Origin of the sequence: Aeromonas sp. R5-4, from assembly GCF_040908215.1 — a bacterium.
GTDB classification, from domain to species: domain Bacteria; phylum Pseudomonadota; class Gammaproteobacteria; order Enterobacterales; family Aeromonadaceae; genus Aeromonas; species Aeromonas veronii.
In genome coordinates, this window is record NZ_JBFODG010000013.1 from 71,871 (window position 1) to 89,478 (window position 17,608).

At 60.2% G+C, this 17,608-nt stretch carries 16 protein-coding genes; 10 read left to right on the forward strand and 6 right to left on the reverse strand.

The window, feature by feature from the left end; all coding sequences use genetic code 11:
- Nucleotides 1–6: 6 nt before the first annotated feature.
- Entirely contained in the window at nt 7–3,381 is a 3,375-nt protein-coding gene (locus AB5Y83_RS04740; protein WP_368174781.1) for an AAA family ATPase, read from the reverse strand.
- Between the two features lie 213 nt (nt 3,382–3,594).
- Here AB5Y83_RS04740 and cysZ point away from each other — a divergent pair, with 213 nt between their 5' ends.
- Together cysZ and AB5Y83_RS04750 are read left to right on the forward strand one after the other, a co-directional pair.
- On the forward strand, nt 3,595–4,359 hold the full coding sequence (gene cysZ, locus AB5Y83_RS04745) for a sulfate transporter CysZ (RefSeq protein ID WP_005338455.1): 765 nt from the start codon (nt 3,595–3,597) through the stop codon (nt 4,357–4,359).
- 146 nt (nt 4,360–4,505) lie between these two features.
- A complete protein-coding gene (locus tag AB5Y83_RS04750) occupies nt 4,506–5,120 on the forward strand; it encodes a trimeric intracellular cation channel family protein (RefSeq protein WP_005338456.1) in 615 nt (204 codons plus the stop codon).
- 85 nt (nt 5,121–5,205) lie between these two features.
- Here the strand turns inward: AB5Y83_RS04750 and AB5Y83_RS04755 are convergent, their stop codons facing one another.
- The 4 genes from AB5Y83_RS04755 to AB5Y83_RS04770 all read right to left on the reverse strand — a co-directional run bounded on the left by AB5Y83_RS04755 (nt 5,206) and on the right by AB5Y83_RS04770 (nt 8,557).
- On the reverse strand, nt 5,206–5,457 hold the full coding sequence (locus AB5Y83_RS04755; RefSeq protein ID WP_005338457.1) for a hypothetical protein: 252 nt from the start codon (nt 5,455–5,457) through the stop codon (nt 5,206–5,208).
- Nucleotides 5,458–5,504: 47 nt separating this feature from the next.
- On the reverse strand, nt 5,505–6,050 hold the full coding sequence (locus AB5Y83_RS04760; RefSeq protein WP_005338458.1) for a DUF882 domain-containing protein: 546 nt from the start codon (nt 6,048–6,050) through the stop codon (nt 5,505–5,507).
- Between the two features lie 165 nt (nt 6,051–6,215).
- Entirely contained in the window at nt 6,216–7,700 is a 1,485-nt protein-coding gene (locus tag AB5Y83_RS04765; RefSeq protein ID WP_368174782.1) for a murein L,D-transpeptidase, read from the reverse strand.
- Between the two features lie 92 nt (nt 7,701–7,792).
- Entirely contained in the window at nt 7,793–8,557 is a 765-nt protein-coding gene (locus tag AB5Y83_RS04770; RefSeq protein WP_368174783.1) for a substrate-binding periplasmic protein, read from the reverse strand.
- Between the two features lie 316 nt (nt 8,558–8,873).
- Here AB5Y83_RS04770 and AB5Y83_RS04775 point away from each other — a divergent pair, with 316 nt between their 5' ends.
- From AB5Y83_RS04775 to AB5Y83_RS04795, 5 genes are all read left to right on the forward strand, one after another.
- Nucleotides 8,874–9,419: a hypothetical protein gene (locus AB5Y83_RS04775; protein WP_041202288.1), complete on the forward strand. Its 546-nt coding sequence runs from the start codon at nt 8,874–8,876 to the stop codon at nt 9,417–9,419.
- 55 nt (nt 9,420–9,474) lie between these two features.
- On the forward strand, nt 9,475–10,494 hold the full coding sequence (locus AB5Y83_RS04780; protein WP_100646553.1) for a glycosyltransferase family 2 protein: 1,020 nt from the start codon (nt 9,475–9,477) through the stop codon (nt 10,492–10,494).
- A complete protein-coding gene (locus tag AB5Y83_RS04785) occupies nt 10,491–10,862 on the forward strand; it encodes a GtrA family protein (RefSeq protein WP_005338463.1) in 372 nt (123 codons plus the stop codon). The genes AB5Y83_RS04780 and AB5Y83_RS04785 overlap by 4 nt, the downstream gene beginning before the upstream one ends.
- Nucleotides 10,862–12,028 carry a hypothetical protein gene (locus AB5Y83_RS04790; RefSeq protein WP_005338464.1) on the forward strand — a complete coding sequence of 389 codons (1,167 nt, stop codon included), beginning with the start codon at nt 10,862–10,864 and terminating at the stop codon, nt 12,026–12,028. Before AB5Y83_RS04785 ends, AB5Y83_RS04790 begins: the two co-directional genes overlap by 1 nt.
- A gap of 228 nt (nt 12,029–12,256) precedes the next feature.
- The gene (locus tag AB5Y83_RS04795) at nt 12,257–14,368 is read left to right on the forward strand and encodes an alpha-amylase (protein ID WP_368174784.1); all 2,112 of its coding nucleotides are present in this window, start codon (nt 12,257–12,259) and stop codon (nt 14,366–14,368) included.
- A 68-nt stretch (nt 14,369–14,436) separates the two neighbouring features.
- Here the strand turns inward: AB5Y83_RS04795 and AB5Y83_RS04800 are convergent, their stop codons facing one another.
- Nucleotides 14,437–15,063 (reverse strand): glutathione S-transferase, encoded by a 627-nt coding sequence (locus AB5Y83_RS04800; RefSeq protein WP_368174785.1) that lies wholly within the window; start codon nt 15,061–15,063, stop codon nt 14,437–14,439.
- A gap of 170 nt (nt 15,064–15,233) precedes the next feature.
- Here AB5Y83_RS04800 and AB5Y83_RS04805 point away from each other — a divergent pair, with 170 nt between their 5' ends.
- The 3 genes from AB5Y83_RS04805 to AB5Y83_RS04815 all read left to right on the forward strand — a co-directional run bounded on the left by AB5Y83_RS04805 (nt 15,234) and on the right by AB5Y83_RS04815 (nt 17,549).
- Nucleotides 15,234–15,878 carry a response regulator transcription factor gene (locus AB5Y83_RS04805; RefSeq protein ID WP_005338467.1) on the forward strand — a complete coding sequence of 215 codons (645 nt, stop codon included), beginning with the start codon at nt 15,234–15,236 and terminating at the stop codon, nt 15,876–15,878.
- 113 nt (nt 15,879–15,991) lie between these two features.
- Nucleotides 15,992–16,588: a TetR/AcrR family transcriptional regulator gene (locus AB5Y83_RS04810; RefSeq protein WP_368174786.1), complete on the forward strand. Its 597-nt coding sequence runs from the start codon at nt 15,992–15,994 to the stop codon at nt 16,586–16,588.
- An 82-nt stretch (nt 16,589–16,670) separates the two neighbouring features.
- Nucleotides 16,671–17,549 (forward strand): alpha/beta hydrolase, encoded by an 879-nt coding sequence (locus AB5Y83_RS04815; RefSeq protein ID WP_368174787.1) that lies wholly within the window; start codon nt 16,671–16,673, stop codon nt 17,547–17,549.
- Nucleotides 17,550–17,608: the final 59 nt, after the last annotated feature.

Sequence of the window (17,608 nt, forward strand, 5' to 3'; positions counted from 1 at the left end):
CTCTTTCTAGTTTTGCTCAGCCAAAGCGACGGCTTCACCGATATCGACCGACACAATGCGAGAAACCCCGGGCTCTTGCATCGTGACGCCAACCAGCTGCTCAGCCATCTCCATGGAGACCTTATTATGACTGATGTAAACGAACTGTACTGTGCTCGACATCTCTTTGACAAGAGAACAGAAGCGACCGACGTTCACTTCATCGAGCGGTGCATCCACCTCATCCAGCAGACAAAAAGGTGCTGGGTTGAGTCTGAAGATGGCAAAAACCAGCGCAAGCGCGGTTAACGCCTTCTCCCCCCCGGAAAGCAGGGCAATGGTAGCATTCTTCTTACCCGGAGGTCTCGCCATGATGCTCACTCCGGCCTCCAAAAGATCATCGGAGGTGAGCTCAAGCCAGGCACTGCCCCCACCGAACACTTTTGGAAACAGGGATTTTAAATCTTCGTTGACCTTATCGAAAGTGTCCCGGAACCGTATTTGTGTCTCTTTATCAATTCTTTTAATGGCTTGGCTCAAGGTTTCCAGCGCTTGCTCGAGATCCTGACACTGATTTTCAAGATAGGTTGCCCGGGTTTTCGCCTCTTCGTACTCCTCCAGCGCCGCCAGGTTGATGGCGCCGAGCGCCTCCACTTGCGCCTCCAGGGTCTGGATCTCCTGCCGCAGCTTGCTGCGATCAGCGTCGATCAACATCGCCTGATCGAGATCCACCAGTCGAACCCCCAGCTCTTCGAACTGCTCGTGCAGCCCCTGTCGACGGGTGAGGTTGCGTTCGCGCTCAAGACGCAGGGTTGCCAGCTTCTCCTGCAACGTCACCAGCTGCTTGTGATCGGCACTTCTGGCCTGCTCCAGCTCACCGAGCTGGCGCTCCAGCTCCGCAAGCCGTTGATGACAGGCGAGCTGCTGCGCCTCCAGATTGCGCTGCTCGGCCAGCAGGGGCGCCAGATCCGGCACGGCCTCGCTATCCGGCCCTTTCAGCCCGGCCAGCTCCAGCCCAAGCCTCGCCAACTCCTCTTCGCCCAAGGTAATGAGTTGGCGCAGATTACCCAACTCCATTTGCAAACGCTGGCAGACCGCTTGTTGCTGTTCGCGGCGTACACGGGCCTCGTCGACCGCCCGCTCGCAGCGGGTCAACTGCTCCTGAGCGACCTGCAACCCTTGCGTCAGCGGCTCCCCCTGCTCCTGCAACTCGGCAAGGCGCGCCTCATCGAGTTCCAGTTGTTCACGGGCGCTGGCCAGTCGCTCTGCCTCTTCGGCCTGCTCCTGATCAAGCCGGATCAGCTCTTCGCCGAGCTGACCGAGCCGCTGCAACCGCTCCTGCCGCTGACCCTGTTGCAGGCTCCAGGCTTCGCGCAGTTGTTGCCATTTCTGCTCTTGCTCGCGCAAGGTTCGCTGCGACAACTCCTGCGCACTGGCAAGCTGGGCGCGCCGGGCATCGGCAGCAACAAGTTGCTCGCTCAGCTGTGCCAGCCCCTCGGCAACCCTCTCCTGCTCGGTATGCAACCGCTCACGCTCACCCAGCAGCGCCATGGTGCCAAGCGCCCCGCCCTGCCCCAGATCTGCCCAGTTTGGCCCCAGCCAGTCGCCAGCAGGAGTCAGTACCGACTCACCGGCCGCAAGGCTTGGCTGGCGAGCCAATGCGGCTTCCCGGCTCTCCACCAGCCAGATGGCGTTGAGGAAGGCAGGAATATGCTCACCACCCAGTTGCGCCGCCAGCGTACCGGCAACCGCCGGTTGCGCCGGGCCAATCCAGAGCCCCTCTTGCGCCAGATTGCACTCGTCCGCCGGCGTTGCGGTGAGCCAGCGACCCAGCACCTTGTCGAGCGCCGGTGCCCATTCGGGGGCAACCTGCAGTCGATCCGCCAGGGTCGCCCCCTCCATCTGTTCGCCGAGGATTTGATCCAGGGTCGCCAGCCGCGCCTCCAACTCCCGTTGCAGGCTCAACTGCTGGCCATGCTGCTGCCTGAGTTGTTCATGGGCCTCGACCGCCTGCGCCAGCTGCTCGGTCAGCTCGCCATTGGCCGCCCGCGTCAGCTCCAGCTCACCACTCAGGGCATTGAGGGCCGGTTGCAGATCATCGGCCTCTGTACCGAGGGGGCCAGCGCGTTCATCTTCCAGCTTGAGGCGCGCCAGCCGGGTCTTGGCTTGCAGCTCCTGCAGGCCACCCAACCGGGTGCGGGTCTGGTTGAGCTGCCCCTGCAACCCGGCCAACTGTTGTTGCCACTGCTGCTGGCGCAAGCGAGCCTGCTCCAGCTGCTCGCTGGCCTGCTGGCGGGCCTCCTGCTGCTCAGTAAGCAACTGCTCACACTGCTCCAGCCGCGCGCTCTCCTGCTCGGCGCGCAATACCCCTTCGGTCAGTTGATCCTGCTGGCTGGCCAGCTGCGCCTTGCGAGTGGCGATCCGCTCGCCCAGCGCCTCTGCACGGGCCTGCCAGTCGCGCCCCAGTTCACTCTGGTGCAGTTGCTGTTGCTCGAGACGGGCGATGGCCTGCCCGCCGAGAAAAATCTGTTGCTGACGGCTCGCCTGCTCGGCTTGCGCCTCTTGTCTGGCGACCGACAGGGTGACGTGGCGCCCCTCATCTGCGGTGCGCTTGGCATCGAGCGCCGCCAGCGCCTGCTCGGCCTGTGCCAGCTCGGTTTTGGCCTCGCCAAGACGCGTTTCCAGCGCCCACAACTCGGAGCCAATCAGCTCGGCGCGAGCGGCGCGCGAACGACTCTTGAGCTGTTTGTAACGCTCGGCCGTTTCGGCCTGGGCTTTGAGGTGGTCAAGGCGCGAACCCAGCTCGCCGCGAATATCGCCGAGGCGCTCCAGGTTCTCCTGAGTGTGGCGAATGCGCTGCTCGGTCTCGCGGCGCCGCTCCTTGTAGCGGGAAACCCCGGCGGCCTCTTCCATAAAGAGCTTGAGGTCGGCCGGACGTGACTCCACCAGTCGGCTGACAGTGCCCTGCTCGATGATGGCGTAGCTGCGGGGGCCAAGACCGGTGCCGAGGAAGAGGTCGGTCACATCTTTGCGGCGGCACTTCTGGCCGTTGATCTGATAGTGGTTGGAGCCGTCGCGCAGCACTTCGCGGCGCACCGAGATCTCGGTAAAGCGGCCGAACTCGCCGGGCACCCGGTTGTGGGGATTGTCGAACACCAGCTCGACCGAGGCGCGCCCGTGCGCACTGCGATTGATGGAGCCGTTGAAGATGACATCGGTCATGTTCTCACCGCGCAGATGGCGGGCGGAGCTCTCCCCCAGCACCCAGCGCACCGCGTCGATGACGTTGGATTTGCCACAGCCGTTAGGGCCCACCACGGCGGTCATGTCTGCCGACAGTTCGATGCGGGTCGGCTCGACGAACGACTTGAAGCCGGCGAGTTTGATCAGTTTCAGACGCATGGCGACCTGTATCAGTGGCTAAATAAAGAGGAGGCGGGCAGGTGACTTTACCAAATCCAGACCCGGCTTTGTTTGTAATATGCAGGCATCATCCCCATTCATGCCCGATTTTTGGTCGCCACGGCACGAAATAAGGAATAGTCGGCGACTTTACCAAATCAAAGGCTTGTTTGTAATATGCTGGCAGTTCTCCCATGCATAGATGGAGCTCACATGAGCCAATCACCCCATATGGTCAAAGATTCAATCAGCGGTGCAGACTACTTTCTGCGCGGTTTTTCCCTCATTCGCCAACCGGGCATCCGCACCTTTGTGCTGATCCCCCTGCTGGTCAACTTCGTGCTGTTTGCCGGGGCCTTCTATGCCCTGCTGCTGCAACTGGACGGCCTGTTCGCCTGGCTCCATCAGCAGATCCCCGCCTGGCTCGACTGGCTGGACTACCTGCTGTGGCCCATCGCCCTCATCACCATACTGGTGGTCTTCTCCTTTATCTTCAGCTCGGTCGCCAACTGGGTAGCCGCTCCCTTCAACGGCCTGCTGGCGGAGAAGGTGGAACAGATCCTCACCGGCCAGCCTGCCAATGACAGCGGCATGCTGGATATCGTCAAGGATGTGCCACGCACCTTCGGCCGCGAATGGACCAAGCTGAAGTATTACCTGCCCAAGGCCATCGGCTGCCTGATCCTGTTTCTGATCCCTGTGGTGGGCCAGACCCTGGCGCCTGTGCTCTGGTTCCTGTTCAGCGCCTGGATGATGGCGATCCAGTATGTGGATTATCCGTTCGACAACCACAAAATCGACTTCATCACCATGCGCGATGCCTTGAAGCAGCGCCGCGGCAAGTGCCTCAGCTTCGGCGCTTTGGTGACCCTCTTCTCCGCCATTCCGGTGGTGAACCTCTTCGTGATGCCAGTCGCCATCTGTGGTGCCACCGCCATGTGGGTCGATCACTACCGGCAGGAGCAGTTGGGGCGCTAACCCTTGAACATTGATTAGAAAAAGGCACCCGAAACGGTGCCTTTTTCGCATTTAGCATGAATTAAATTAATGCATGCATTCGATAGCTTGTCCCATATGACACGAGTTGGTAGGATTCTGGCCTTTCTCGTTCCCTGGGATATCTCATGTTACATGCACTCTTCTTGGTGGGCCTGGTGGCCGAAGGGATGACCGGCGCGCTGGCCGCGGGTCGGCGACGGATGGATCTGTTTGGTGTGGTGATCATCGCCTCGGCGACGGCCATCGGTGGTGGCACCATCCGCGATGTGCTGCTCGGCCACTATCCGCTGCTCTGGATTGAACATCCGGAATACGTGCTGCTGGTTGCGGCAGCTGCGATGGCGGGTGTGGTCTCCGCCCCCCTGATGCGCTACCTCGGCAAGCTGTTCATGGCCCTCGATGCCCTGGGACTGGTGGTCTTCTCCATCTTCGGTGCGGCCCGAGCGCTGGATATGGGCCACGGCGCCGGTATTGCCTGCATCATGGCGGTGGTGACCGGGGTCTTTGGCGGTGTGCTGCGGGATCTGCTCTGCCAGCGCATTCCGCTGGTGTTCCGTCGCGAGCTCTATGCGGCCATTTCGCTGATCACTGCAGCCCTCTACTGTCTGGCGCTGGATCAGGGCTTGCCGACCAACTGGGCCGCGTTCGGTTCCATCGGGATCGGCTTTGTGCTGCGGCTGCTGGCGGTACGCTTCAAGTGGGGTCTGCCCACTTTCAACTACCAGTACGCGACCCATTGAGTACGCCAGCTTCTGGCGAAGCGGGTTGGATTGCGAGCAACAAAAAAGCGCCCGAGTGGCGCTTTTTTCATGGACGTTCTGCGACTCAGTTAATCCCTTCCGAGCTGAAGAAGGTCGCCTTGTCGGCGATAAAGCGGATCTTGATGTTCTTCCCTTCCCCGCCCCAGAGGCAGCTGGTAGTGCCCAAGGCATCATCACAACGCTCCGCCTTGCCCAGAATGGTGCTGGCCTCGGCGTAACTCATCCCCATCTTCAACTGGTCGTAATTTTCACGGTTGAGCTTGCTGCAACCGGTCAACAACAGGGCGATCAGGCCGCCAATCACTATCTTTTTCATCGCTATCTCCTCTCTGGTGGGAAGAGCTTGGCAGTTTGCCAACCCCTTTACCAGCTGCGCACCGGGCCGGTATCGAGGTGAACGAAGTTATCACGGGGATAGTAACCAACCCCACCTACCTTGAGCTGGAGCGCCGCCTTGCGCAGATGGGCCAGCTGTACGCCGGGGATCCGCACATCCACCGCCTGCCCCAGGGTGTGGTAGCTGTGCTTGGCCACGCCGCGGCTCTTGTGGCGCTTTTGGCGATTTGTGGCCGGGGCGCGATAGCCGGAGATCAGCTGGATTTCGCTGCGCCGGCCCAGCTTGTGCTGCAACAGAAACAGCTGATCAAACAGCTTCTTGTCGATGTTGAACACTTCATTGCGCCGGTAATCGCGGAAGATGTGGTTGAGCTCGGCCAACCCGTCGCTCAGATAGTGGCCGTTTTCCCAATAGCTGGCGCGCACCCGCTCGCCGGTATTGAGATTGAAGAAACTGAGTTCACGCCCGGTGGTACTGCGGCTGGCCAGTGCAGGGAAGGAGATCAGCGAGCTGCCCAGCAGGCAACCGGCTCCCAGCAACAGGCGACGTCGACTTATCTCTTGTTCCAGCATAAGGGGTTCGTCCATCGCAGATTCAAGCGAAAAATAGTTGAATAAGATCACTGATTGAATGTGATACAGGCGCTTGAAACTACCCTCCGGCGGGGGGCCCTGTCAAACCACAATCGCCCATAGAAAAGCCCGGCACAGGCCGGGCTTTTCACTCTGTGGCAGGGATCACAGCAGGCGGCTCTGGAAGCTGACCCGATCAAATCCGTAGATGTCATTGCGCAGTTGCTGGCGACCATTTTCGTCGATCCAGCTGCTCCAGTAGACGGTAAAGACCGGGATCGGCGTGGTGAGCGGCAACCATTTGGTCTGGCTCTCCTTGAGGATATTGGCCACCTTGTCCGGCTGATAGCGGGAGTCCGCCAACAACAGCTCGGCCAGATCGTCCGCATGTTCCACCCGGATGCAGCCCGAACTGAAGGCGCGCGCCCCCTGTTCGAACAGCGCCTTGCGCGGGGTGGAGTGCAGATAGATGGCGTCATTGTTGGGCAGGTAGAACTTGTAGCGCCCCAGGGCATTGTGATCACCCGGCTTTTGCCGCAGGCGATAGGGGAAACCGGCGGCCAGCGCCTGATGCCACCCCTCTTCGGTGAACTGGACCGGATTGCCCTCGCTGTCGATCACCTCGAACTGCTCGCGACTCAGATAGGCGGGATCCCGACCCAGCTTGGGCAGGATGTCCTTGCTCAGGATCGAGCGCGGCACATGCCAGGAGGGATTGAGCACGATGGAGCGAATTTCGCTGGCCAGAATGGGAGTGGCGCGCTGCTCCTTGCCGACGATGACACGGCTGGTGAATACCTCGTTGCCGGACTCCACCACGCTCAGGCGGTAGTCGGGAATATTGACCAACACGTAGCGGCCACCGGCGAGTTGATCTACCAGATCGCGACGCCACAGGTTACGCAACAACAGACTGGCGCGCACTTGCGGGCCGGTATTGAGCCAGGAGCGGGTCTGACGACCGATAATGCCGTCCGCGGTGAGACCGTGACGACGCTGGAACTGCTTGATGGCCTGCTCGGTATCACCATCGTAAATCTGATCACCATGGCTCGGGGCGCTGTCGCCCAGCTCGTTGAGCATGGCGCGGATTTGGCCGAGCTCGGCGGAGCTCTCTCCGGCACGCAGGGTCGGCATATCAAGGGTCGGCCACTTGCTGGCCATCGGCATCGCCAGCAGTTTGTGCACCTTGGCCCGCACCGCCTCGTATTCTGCCACCTGAGGGCGCAGGGATTTCACCTGGGTGAGCAGGTCATCATCGCTGAGTTGGGTCACTACAGGGCGGTTCAAATCGAGCTTGAGGGTCTTCATCTGCTCGCGAGAGACCAGATCCATCCCTCGCCAGGCGTGCTGGAAACGGCTCAGCTTGGTAAAAATGTCGTCATAGATGGCACCACGCTTGTCTGCAGGGGTGGCCTGCAGACGCTTCCACAGCGTGAAAAAATCGGGATGCAGCTGGGCAAGCACAGCCTCTTGCAACTGCTGCTCCAGCTCGACACGGGCCTGTTCGGCCTGACTGCCCTGATACCAGTCGTGTCCGGTTTCACTGGCCGCCACCACGACTTGTGCTTCGGTCGCATGTACCGCGCCAGCGGGCAAACATCCCAGCCACACCAGATTGGCAAGGGCCAGCCAATACTTCATCCCCATGGGTACCTCAAAACGGTTTGTTCACTCTGTCAGGCCTGACAAGCAGACCCGATGCTCAGGCCGCTCATGATGCGTGAACGGCCAATACTTTGCTAGCGCTCGGGGGCATAACGCTGCCAGATAATGTCATACGCATCTGTCTCCTTGAACCGCGCCAACGCCTGATTAAATTGTTGCAAGAACTGCGGCGAAAAGCTGCGCTTGCCCAACATAAAGAAGCTTGGCGATTCAGATACCACCATGGGGTGACTGGTGAACAGACCGCTCATCCCCTCCTTGTTAAGGGCGCTGGGGGTAGCCAGCATGTCACCGAGAAAACCGTCGATCCGCCCGCGGGCCAGCTTCTCATAATTTTGCTGGTCGCTCACCGCACTCACCTGTTTGGCATAGCGAGCGAGCAGCGACATCACTTCCTCACCATAGAAGTACTCTTTGGTGACGCCGAGGGAGTAACCACTGGCCAGCCAGCTCGTCAGATCCTGCTCGGGATAGTGGCTGCCCTTGCGGATCCACAGCAAGGTGCGACCCGGATTGTAGGAGTCGGAAAACCAGGCATAACGAGCGCGCTCATCATTGATATTCGCCTCCATCGCCATGTCTATCTCGCCATGCTCCATCTCGTGCAGTACCCGCTTCCAGGGCAGCTCCACATAGTGGACCTTGCAGTGCATGGCGGTGAGCACAGCCGTCAGCACCTCGGCGGCATAACCGCGCACCTCTTGCGGTGAGTCGGCTTCGTAATAATGGTAGGGGGGCCAGTTATCGTAACCGACCTGAATAGGCTCGGGACACAGGGCCCTAGCCAATGCCATTGGCGCCCATAATCCAAGCAACAGACAGCAAGAGATCCACTTCATATGTCATCCTTGACGAATAAGTGAGTCATCATAAATCGCCCCCTGCAAAATGGCGATAGAAGCCAGATGACTATCGCATCCGCTAGAAAATGACGCAGCAAAGCGCTTCTATTTGCCAATTACCTTGCCGGAGCGCCACTGGCAAACGGCGCCCTGCCAGACCTGTTTAACCGGGAAACAGCAACGTTTGGAACAGGGGTAAAAAGGGGTTAATATGTGACCAAATATTTTTTTGTGATCCACTATGCTTTTTTTGCAATTGGATTAGCATATGCGCGACATCGGCCTACCCATTCTGTCAGGCATAGAGAGTGATATGACGTACAAAAAGTTCGGTTTTTTGACTGCCATTCTGGCGTTAAGCGGTTTTTATCTTTACACCCTCTATCTGGCTGCTCACCCCAACGTGAGCCTGGCCTACAAACTCTATTATCTGGAAGGCAAGACCCGCTTCTGGGAACACAACTCCAGCATGACCTATCAGCCGGGTAACGAGCTCAATCTGACCAAGCCGAGCCGCTTTCTCTCCAGCGAAGGCTGGGCCAAGAAGCCGAGCGACGAAGGTACCCTGCTCAGCGGTCAGGGCGGTCTCTACTTTGTGCTGCCCAAGCAGGCAGCCAATCCGGATCAGCTTACCGTACAGGCCCGCATCAACAGCCCGGAAGCCGGTGCCCTGTTGAAAGTGGCGCTGGGTCACGACTTCACCACCACGGTGAAACTGGCCAAAGCGGGTATCAACGAAATCCGCCTCAGTCTGCCCGGCGACTCGCTCACGGCAGATCCCAAGCGCCCCAATTTTCTGGCGCTCTCGGCACCTACTCCCATCAATGTGCAGTCGGTACGTTTGACCGTAGCCCAGTGATCCTTGCCCCGAATACCATTTTATAAAAACAACTATCCCAAATAAGGACGTTCTTATGTCGCATCCAGATTTTCGACTCTCTCTGGTCGTTCCCGTTTACAACGAGGAAGAGAGCATCGATGCCTTCATCAACGCGATAGACAACGAACTGGCCCCGCTGAAAGACCAGCTTGAAATTGTATTCGTCAACGATGGCAGCCGTGACCGCACCCGTGAAGTGGTCGAGCAGGCCATCGCCCGCGATCCGCGCGTGACCCTGGTCAACCTGGCACGCAACTTCGGTAAAGAAGCGGCCTTGACCGCCGGTCTGCATCAGGCCAAAGGGGATGCCATCGTGCCGATGGACGTGGATCTGCAAGACCCGCCCGCCCTGATCCTGGAGTTCGTCAAACTGTGGCAGACCGGTGACTATGACACCGTCTACGGCATCCGCGTCGATCGCAGCGCCGATACCCCGATGAAGCGCCTGACTGCCGGTGGCTTCTACCGCTTCTTCAACGCCCTCTCCACCAGCACCAAGCTGCCGGAAAACGCCGGTGACTTCCGCCTGATCGACCGTCGCGTGGTCGAGGCGATCAAACTGCTGCCGGAGCGCAACCGCTTCATGAAGGGTCTGTTTGCCTGGGCCGGTTTCCGTGCCGTTGGCGTCCCCTACGAGCGCCCGGCCCGTCACGCCGGTGAAACCAAATTCAACTACTGGAAACTGTGGAACTTCGCGCTCGACGGTCTGCTCAGCTTCTCCAGCTGGCCGCTGCGGGTCTGGAGCTATGTGGGTGTCGGCGTCTCCTTCGTCGCCTTCCTCTACATCCTCAAGATCGTGACCCAGGTGGTTTTCTTCGGCATCGACGTGCCCGGTTATGCCTCCCTTATGTCCGTAGTGCTGTTCCTCGGCGGTATCCAGCTGCTGTCGCTCGGCATCATCGGCGAGTACATCGGCCGCATGTTCGTGGAAGTGAAACAGCGCCCGGTCTACCTCATTGAAGGGGTCTATGGCCAGTATGCCAAGCAGGATGCGACCAAACCGCAGAGCGCTGACAGCAACCCGCAAGAGCTGCAGGAGCAGGCGCCGCAATGATCTCCCGCGAGGAATTCTGGCGGCTGGTACGTTTCGGTTTTGTCGGCGGGGGGGCTACCCTCGTCGACCTTGGCACCTCCATCGCACTGTTTCATACCTGGCCCACCATCTCGGAGCACCTGGTTACCACGCTGGCTTTTGCCATCGCGTTCTGGTTCTCCTTCTTTGGTCACCGCTACATCACCTTCCAGAAGCAGGGAGCCGCCAGCAAGTTTCTGCTGGTTGCCCTCTTCTCGCTGGCGGTGCGTAACCTGATCCTGAGCGGCCTGCTGTTTGCGGGGCTCTCCGGTCTGCTGCCGGTGGTCATCGCCACACTGACCGTTACTGTCCTCACTTACGTTCTCTCTCGCGTCTGGGTTTTTGCCTGATGAATGATATGACCAATACTGCCCCGCTCACCGGGGCTGCACTCCCCTATCGCCCGTCACTGCGCATCAGCGGCCGTGACTGGCTGATGATCATCGCCGCCTTCATGCTGAGCCGGGTGGCGCTGTATGGCATGGGCTACTTCGGGGTCCAGCTCTATGGCTCCCCCGACATAGGCCCGCTGCAGGCCTATTGTCAGTTTGACTGCGTCTGGTTCCAGCGCATCATCGAAAACGGCTACGATCTCTACCCGCGCTGGCTGAGCAAGGGCAATGCGGCCAACTGGGCCTTTATGCCGCTCTATCCGATGGTCTCCGGTGCCATCTCCAACCTGTTCAATGTGGAGAGCCTGATCGGCCTCATTATTGTTACCAATATCTCCTTCTTCGCCAGCCTGCCGCTGATGCTGCTGGTGTTGCGGCAGCTCAAGCTGGGGGACGATACCGCCCGCTTCGGCGTCTGGCTGCTCGCCTTCTCCCCCTTCTCCGCCTACTTCGTCTCCGGTTATACCGAGTCGACCTTTATGGCGCTGATGCTGGGGATGTTCCTGTTCGCCTATCGGGAGCAGTGGCTGATGGTGGCCGTGCTGGGAGTCTGTATCTCCGCCACCCGCAACCTGGGGGTGATGATGGTCTTCCCGGTGCTGATCCTGGCGCTGCAGGCCTACGGCTGGCGGGAATTTTTCCGCTTTACCGAGCGCGCCTTCAAGGTGGTGTTCACCCTCTGGATGATCCCCTTTGGCCTGTTTGCCTACATGGTCTACCTCTATCACCTGACCGGCGATGCCTTCGCCTTCAAACACATTCAGGTGGCATGGGGTCGCTACATGGACAGCCCGCTGGACTGGTGGCTGAGCGGTTTCGAGCTGGGCGGCCGCAAGGCTTACCTCTCCATCATGGTGATCTTCGGCTGGTGCCTGAACGGTTACCTGTTCAGCCAGAAACGCTGGGCTGAAGCGACCCTGATGTTCATCTGCTGCACCATCCCGCTGATGACCGGCCTCAACGCCATGCCACGCTACATGTTCGGGCTCTACCCGACCCTGCTGGCCATCATTCTGCTGACCCATCGCTGGCCAGCCATCCGCCCTGCTGTGCTCTGCATCAGCGGCATGGTTGCCTCCTTCATCGCGGTGGCCTTCGTCAACTTCAAGTTCTTCACCGTCTGATGTGACGACGATGCCTGATACACCAAATGCCGGTCACCTGACCGGCATTTTTTTATGGCCGTATTTTTATCGACAGAGCCTCCCATCTCCTCTCCGTCACACTTTCCTCGGCTTGAAAACGTAACCATTTGAACTGAAGTCACAAATCGGCATTTTGCCGATCCAAGGCGCGCTTTGCTGCTCCTAGAATGGGCCCTTGTCCGAACTGCCCTGCTCAAGGAATGGCTTATGCGTCGTGCTCATCACTTATCCCCTCTCTGGCTTGCCCTGCTGGCCGCCCCTCTGTTCATCCAACAGGCGATGGCCGCCCCCGAGGTTCGCCTCTATGTGGATGGTCAACCGGTGGCGACCCCGATCGTGCTGGACAAGGGCACGGTGAAGCTGACCCACACCCTTGCCAAGGGGAGCCACCAGATCCGCATCAGCGATGCAGACAACAGTTGCGGTACCAGCTTTGGCCCGAGCGAGAGCAAGCCGCTCTCCTTCGGCACCGCCCAGCCCATGGACAAATGCAGCAAGGATCAGAGCTTTACCCTTCGGGTGATGCTGGCCGGGGAGTATCAGTTCACCTTCAACCCGGATACCCCCAGCCTCAAGGTGCTGCGGGCGACCAAGAAGAGCGAATTCAAACGCCAGCCACCAGAAGAGCCCTGCATCAGCTGGGATGGCGGCCCGGTCACAGTGTCGCTCAAAGGGGTCTGGCCCGACGGCACCCGACTGCGGGATGCCTACTCGAAACAGGAGGCGGTGGTCAAACAGGGCAAACTGACCCTGACCCCGAGTAAAGAGAGCGGCGGCCTGCTGCTGCTCGAGCCGGTCAAGGCAGCCAAGCCAGCACCGTTCAGCTGGGATCAGGCGAGCGTCTATTTCCTGCTGACCGATCGCTTCCACAACGGCGACCCCGCCAACGACCACAGCTTCGGCCGCCAGAAGGATGGACAGGATGAGGTGGCCACCTGGCACGGCGGCGACTTCAAGGGACTGACCGAGAAGCTCGACTACATCAAGAGCCTCGGCATGAACGCCATCTGGATCACCCCCATGGTGGAGCAGGTACACGGCTTTATCGGCGGTGGCGAGCAGGGCAATTTTCCTTTCTACGCCTACCACGGCTACTGGGCGCTCGACTTCACCAAAATCGACCCCAACTACGGCGATGAAGAGAGCCTGAAAACCCTGGTGGATGAGGCCCACAAGCGCGGCATGCGGATCATCCTCGACGTGGTGATGAACCACGCCGGTTACGCCACCCTCGCCGATCTGCAAGATCTCGGGCTCACCGAACTGACCCAGAACAGCAGCAAACTGCCAACCGTCTGGAACCAGTGGCGCCCGAGCGGCGGCCTCAACTGGCATGGCTACAACCAGTTCATCGACTATCAATCACCCGCGTGGAGCAAATGGTGGAGCGGTGACTGGGTGCGCGCCGGTCTGCCCGGCTACCCGCAGCCCGGCACCGACGATGTGACCGGTTCGGTGGCGGGGCTGCCGGACTTTCTGACCGAATCGGCCAAACCGGTAGGGCTGCCGCCATTGCTGGCGGCGAAAAAAGATACCAAGGCCAAGGCGCTGCCCAACGCCACCGTAAGTGACTACCTGATCGACTGGCACACCGACTGGGTGCGCCGCTTTGGCATCGACGGCTTCCGCGCCGACACCGTCAAGCATCTGGAGCCCGAGGTGTGGGCCAAGCTCAAGCAGGCGGGCACCGCTGCACTCAAGGAGTGGAAAGCCGCCAACCCGGACAAGGCCCTCGACGCTCTGCCCTTCTACATGGTGGGTGAGGTGTGGGATCACGGGGTCGCCAAGGATTTCTGGTATCAGAACGGTTTCGATTCCCTGATCAACTTCGACTATCAGCGCGAGTTCGCACTGTCACAGGCCCAGTGCATGGCCAGCGCCGAGCCCACCTATGCCAGCTACGCCAGCCGCATCAATCAGGATCCCGAGTTCAACGTGTTGAGCTACATCAGCTCCCACGACACCAAGCTGTTCTTTGGCGACTATCAGGATGTGCCGCTACAGCGCCGGGTCGCCAACAGCTTTATGCTGCTGCCGGGGGGCATCCAGCTCTACTACGGCGACGAGTCCGGCCGCGGGCTGGCCAAGGATGGCGGGGTGTTCGATCAGGCGCTGCGCTCGGATATGAACTGGCAGGATCTGGCTAGCGGAGACAAGGCTGAGCTGGTCAAGCACTGGCAGCAACTGGGCCAGTTCCGCGCAGCCCACCCGGCGGTAGCGGCAGGCAGTCACAAGAAACTGGCCGACAGCCCCTATGCCTTCGTGCGAGAGAAGGGGGAGGACAAGGTGGTTATCGTGTTCGCCGGCCGGCAAAAATAGAGGCAAAGAGGCTGAGACAACAAGAGAGGGGAGCCAGTGGTTCCCCTCTCTTTTGCACGTTTATCAACTTACTGCGTCTGGCGTACAGCCGCCGGCCACTGCAGGCGCGCCTTGATCAAGATCTCTTGCCACAGGGGCCAGGCCAGCAGCGCCTGCTGATAGGCTCCGGCCTGACCGGGCAACAGGATGCCGTAGCTGGCCAGTCGATAGGCCATCACGGCATAGAAGGCATCGACAATGCCCACCTCGCCAAAGTAGAAGGGGCCCTGCGCCTGCGACCAGATCTCCTGCAAACGGGCCAGCTCGCCGACCGCCTCCACCGGGGGATCGATACGGGTTGGCGCCCCAAGAAAGAAGGGGAGCAGAGAACGGATCTGCCGAAATCCTGCATGCAACTCGGCGCAGAGGCTGCGAGCCAGTGCCCGCTCGGCCAGCGAAACGGGATAGAGCTGGCGGTCGGGACAGAGCTCATGAACATATTCGGCGATGGCCAGCGAGTCATGAACCCGCACGCCATCGTGTTCGAGCCAGGGCACCAGACCGGCCGGTGCCAGCCGCTTGAGCCGCGCCAGCGACTTGGCATCCTCCAGATCGAACACCTGCTCCTGCCACGTCAGCCCGCTCATAGCGAGCACCAGTGCCGCCCGCATCGCCCAGGTGGAGCCGGTGCCCACCGCCAATACCAAGGATCCCATCTGCTGCCTCCTGCATGAGTTGCCTGCGACCGGCCGATCTGCCCTGATGGCAAAACATCCGATGGTCGCTTCACATTTGCGCACCGGCGGGTTTGACCCTCTTGGTGAGCGATGCTAGTTTGATTTTTCAAAACAATCAGTTAGCAACAATGTGAGCCATTAACCGAAATATGGACAGCCAATTTACCATCGTCATCGCAGATGACCACCCCCTGTTTCGGGGCGCCCTTTACCAAGCGGTGCACATGGCCATCAACGACGCTCAATTGCTGGAAGCGGACTCCATCGACAGCCTGACCAGCCTGCTCGGCGAGCACCCCGAGGTCGACCTGTTGCTGCTCGATCTCAAGATGCCCGGAGCCAATGGCTTCGAGGGGCTGGCCCACCTGCGCGGCCAGTATCCCGACCTGCCCATCGTGGTGGTCTCCGCCTCGGAAGATGCGGCCATCATCCAACAGGTGTTGCGGCTTGGGGCGCTCGGCTTTATTCCCAAATCGGTACCGATGAAGGAGCTGGTCAACGCCCTCAATACGGTGATCGGGGGGGATAACTGGGTGCCGGAAGGCATCTCGCTCCATCCCGAATCGGAAGATGGCCCCGATTTCGCCAGCAAGCTGGCCAGCCTCACCCCCCAGCAGTACAAGGTGCTGATCATGCTGCGCGACGGCAGCCTGAACAAACAGATCGCCTGGGAGCTCAACGTCTCAGAGGCCACCATCAAGGCCCATATCACCGCCATCTTCAGAAAACTGGGCGTCAAGAACCGCACTCAGGCGGTTATCGCCCTGCAACAGCTCGATATCAAGGAGAGCTGAAACCGGCGCGCAGTGACACGCCGGAGACGACATAGCCAGCCATGCTGGCTATTTGTTGCTCGACAATTAGCACGATCGTACTTTATGCTGCCAGCACCAACGAGGAGAGAGTGATGAGCAAGGGGCACCTGACCCGGGAAACCATTTTGCAGACAGCCTTTGAGCAGGCGAGCCAGCAAGGGCTGGAGAGCCTGACCATCGGCTCGCTGGCCAGCGCCTGCGAAATGTCCAAAAGCGGCCTGTTTGCCCACTTTCAATCCCGCGACAATCTGCAGATCGCCGTGCTGGAGTACGCCGCCGAGGTGTTCCGGCTGCGGGTGATCCAGCCGGTACGCCAGCAGGAGCACCAGAGCCAGCACGACAAGCTGATCGCCCTGCTGCGTGCCTGGCAGGCTTGGAACCACTGCTTCGCCGGACGCTGCATGTTCCTCGACGCCTGGACCTCGGTGCAGGATGGCCATGAGCAAGAGAGCCCTGTGCAACAAGCCGCCCGGCAACTGGTGCGCTTCTGGCTCGACTATCTGGCCCGTCAGGTGGTGCAGGGTCAGGCCGCAGGCGAGTGGCGACAGGAGATGGATCCCTGGCGCGCCGTTTACCGCCTCTATGGCCTCTATCTGGCGGATCAGGTGTTCAACGATCTCGAACTGTGTCAGGATCCGGCCCGCCACTTCTGGCCCGAAGTGGACGCTCTGCTCGCCAGCTGGCGCTGATGTTTTGGCATCCGTTCAACACTAATTTTTAAAAACCAACAAAAAAGCACGACCGTTCGCACATAAAAACCACAGGATGACCATGAGCAGCAAGATCTACTTTAACACCCGCCGCTTCAGCCCGAGCAAATGGCTGCTGGGGATCGGCACCCGGTTGCACCACAGACTCGCCCCCACCCATGCCAAGCGTACCGCCAGCAAGTTGCTGCTCACCCCCCAGCGCAATCAGCGGGATGACCACGAACCTGTCGGTCTGGTGAAGCAGGCCATCCATACCAGCGAAGGGGTATTGATGAGCTATCGGCTCGGTCAGGGGCCGCTGTGGCTGCTGATGCACGGCTGGTCCGGCAGCGCCAGCCAGTTCTATCCGTTGATGAGCCATATCGCCGCGCAGGGTTTCACCGCCATTGCCTACGATCATCCGGCCCACGGCCAGAGTGCAGGCAACACTGGCCACCTGCCCCGCTTCGTGCGCGCCTTCGACGAACTGGCGACCAAGCTGGCCAGCGAAGTAGGCCCGCTGCACGGGGTCATCGCCCACAGCATGGGAGGCGCCGTCACCCTCTCCAGCCGTCAGTCAGGTATCGATACCCTGCCGCTGCTGTTGATTTCGCCGGTGCTCGACTATGTGCCCCAGCTCTACGGCATGGTGGCGCGCTCCGGCTACTCCATCCGGTTGTTCGATGCGGTGGTCAAGGAGATTGAGCAAGAGTACCAGCACCCCTTGAGCACGGTTGATCCACTGGGGCGGCTCGCCAGTCGCAGCGGTGCGGCAATGATCGTGCATGACGAGGAGGACAGATTCGCCCCCCATAGCGACTCCTTGCGGGCCAGTCAGGATGGTCATACCCGGCTGGTGAGCACCCGGGGTCTGGGCCACGGTCGCATCCTCGCCAGCGCCCCGGTATTCGCCGCCTTTGATCAGCTGGCACGGCCGGAAAATCCTCACCGCGCCCTTTGACATGGGGCCATGAAAAAAACGGGTAAGCGCCCGTTTTTATATTTGATACAGCGCCTTAT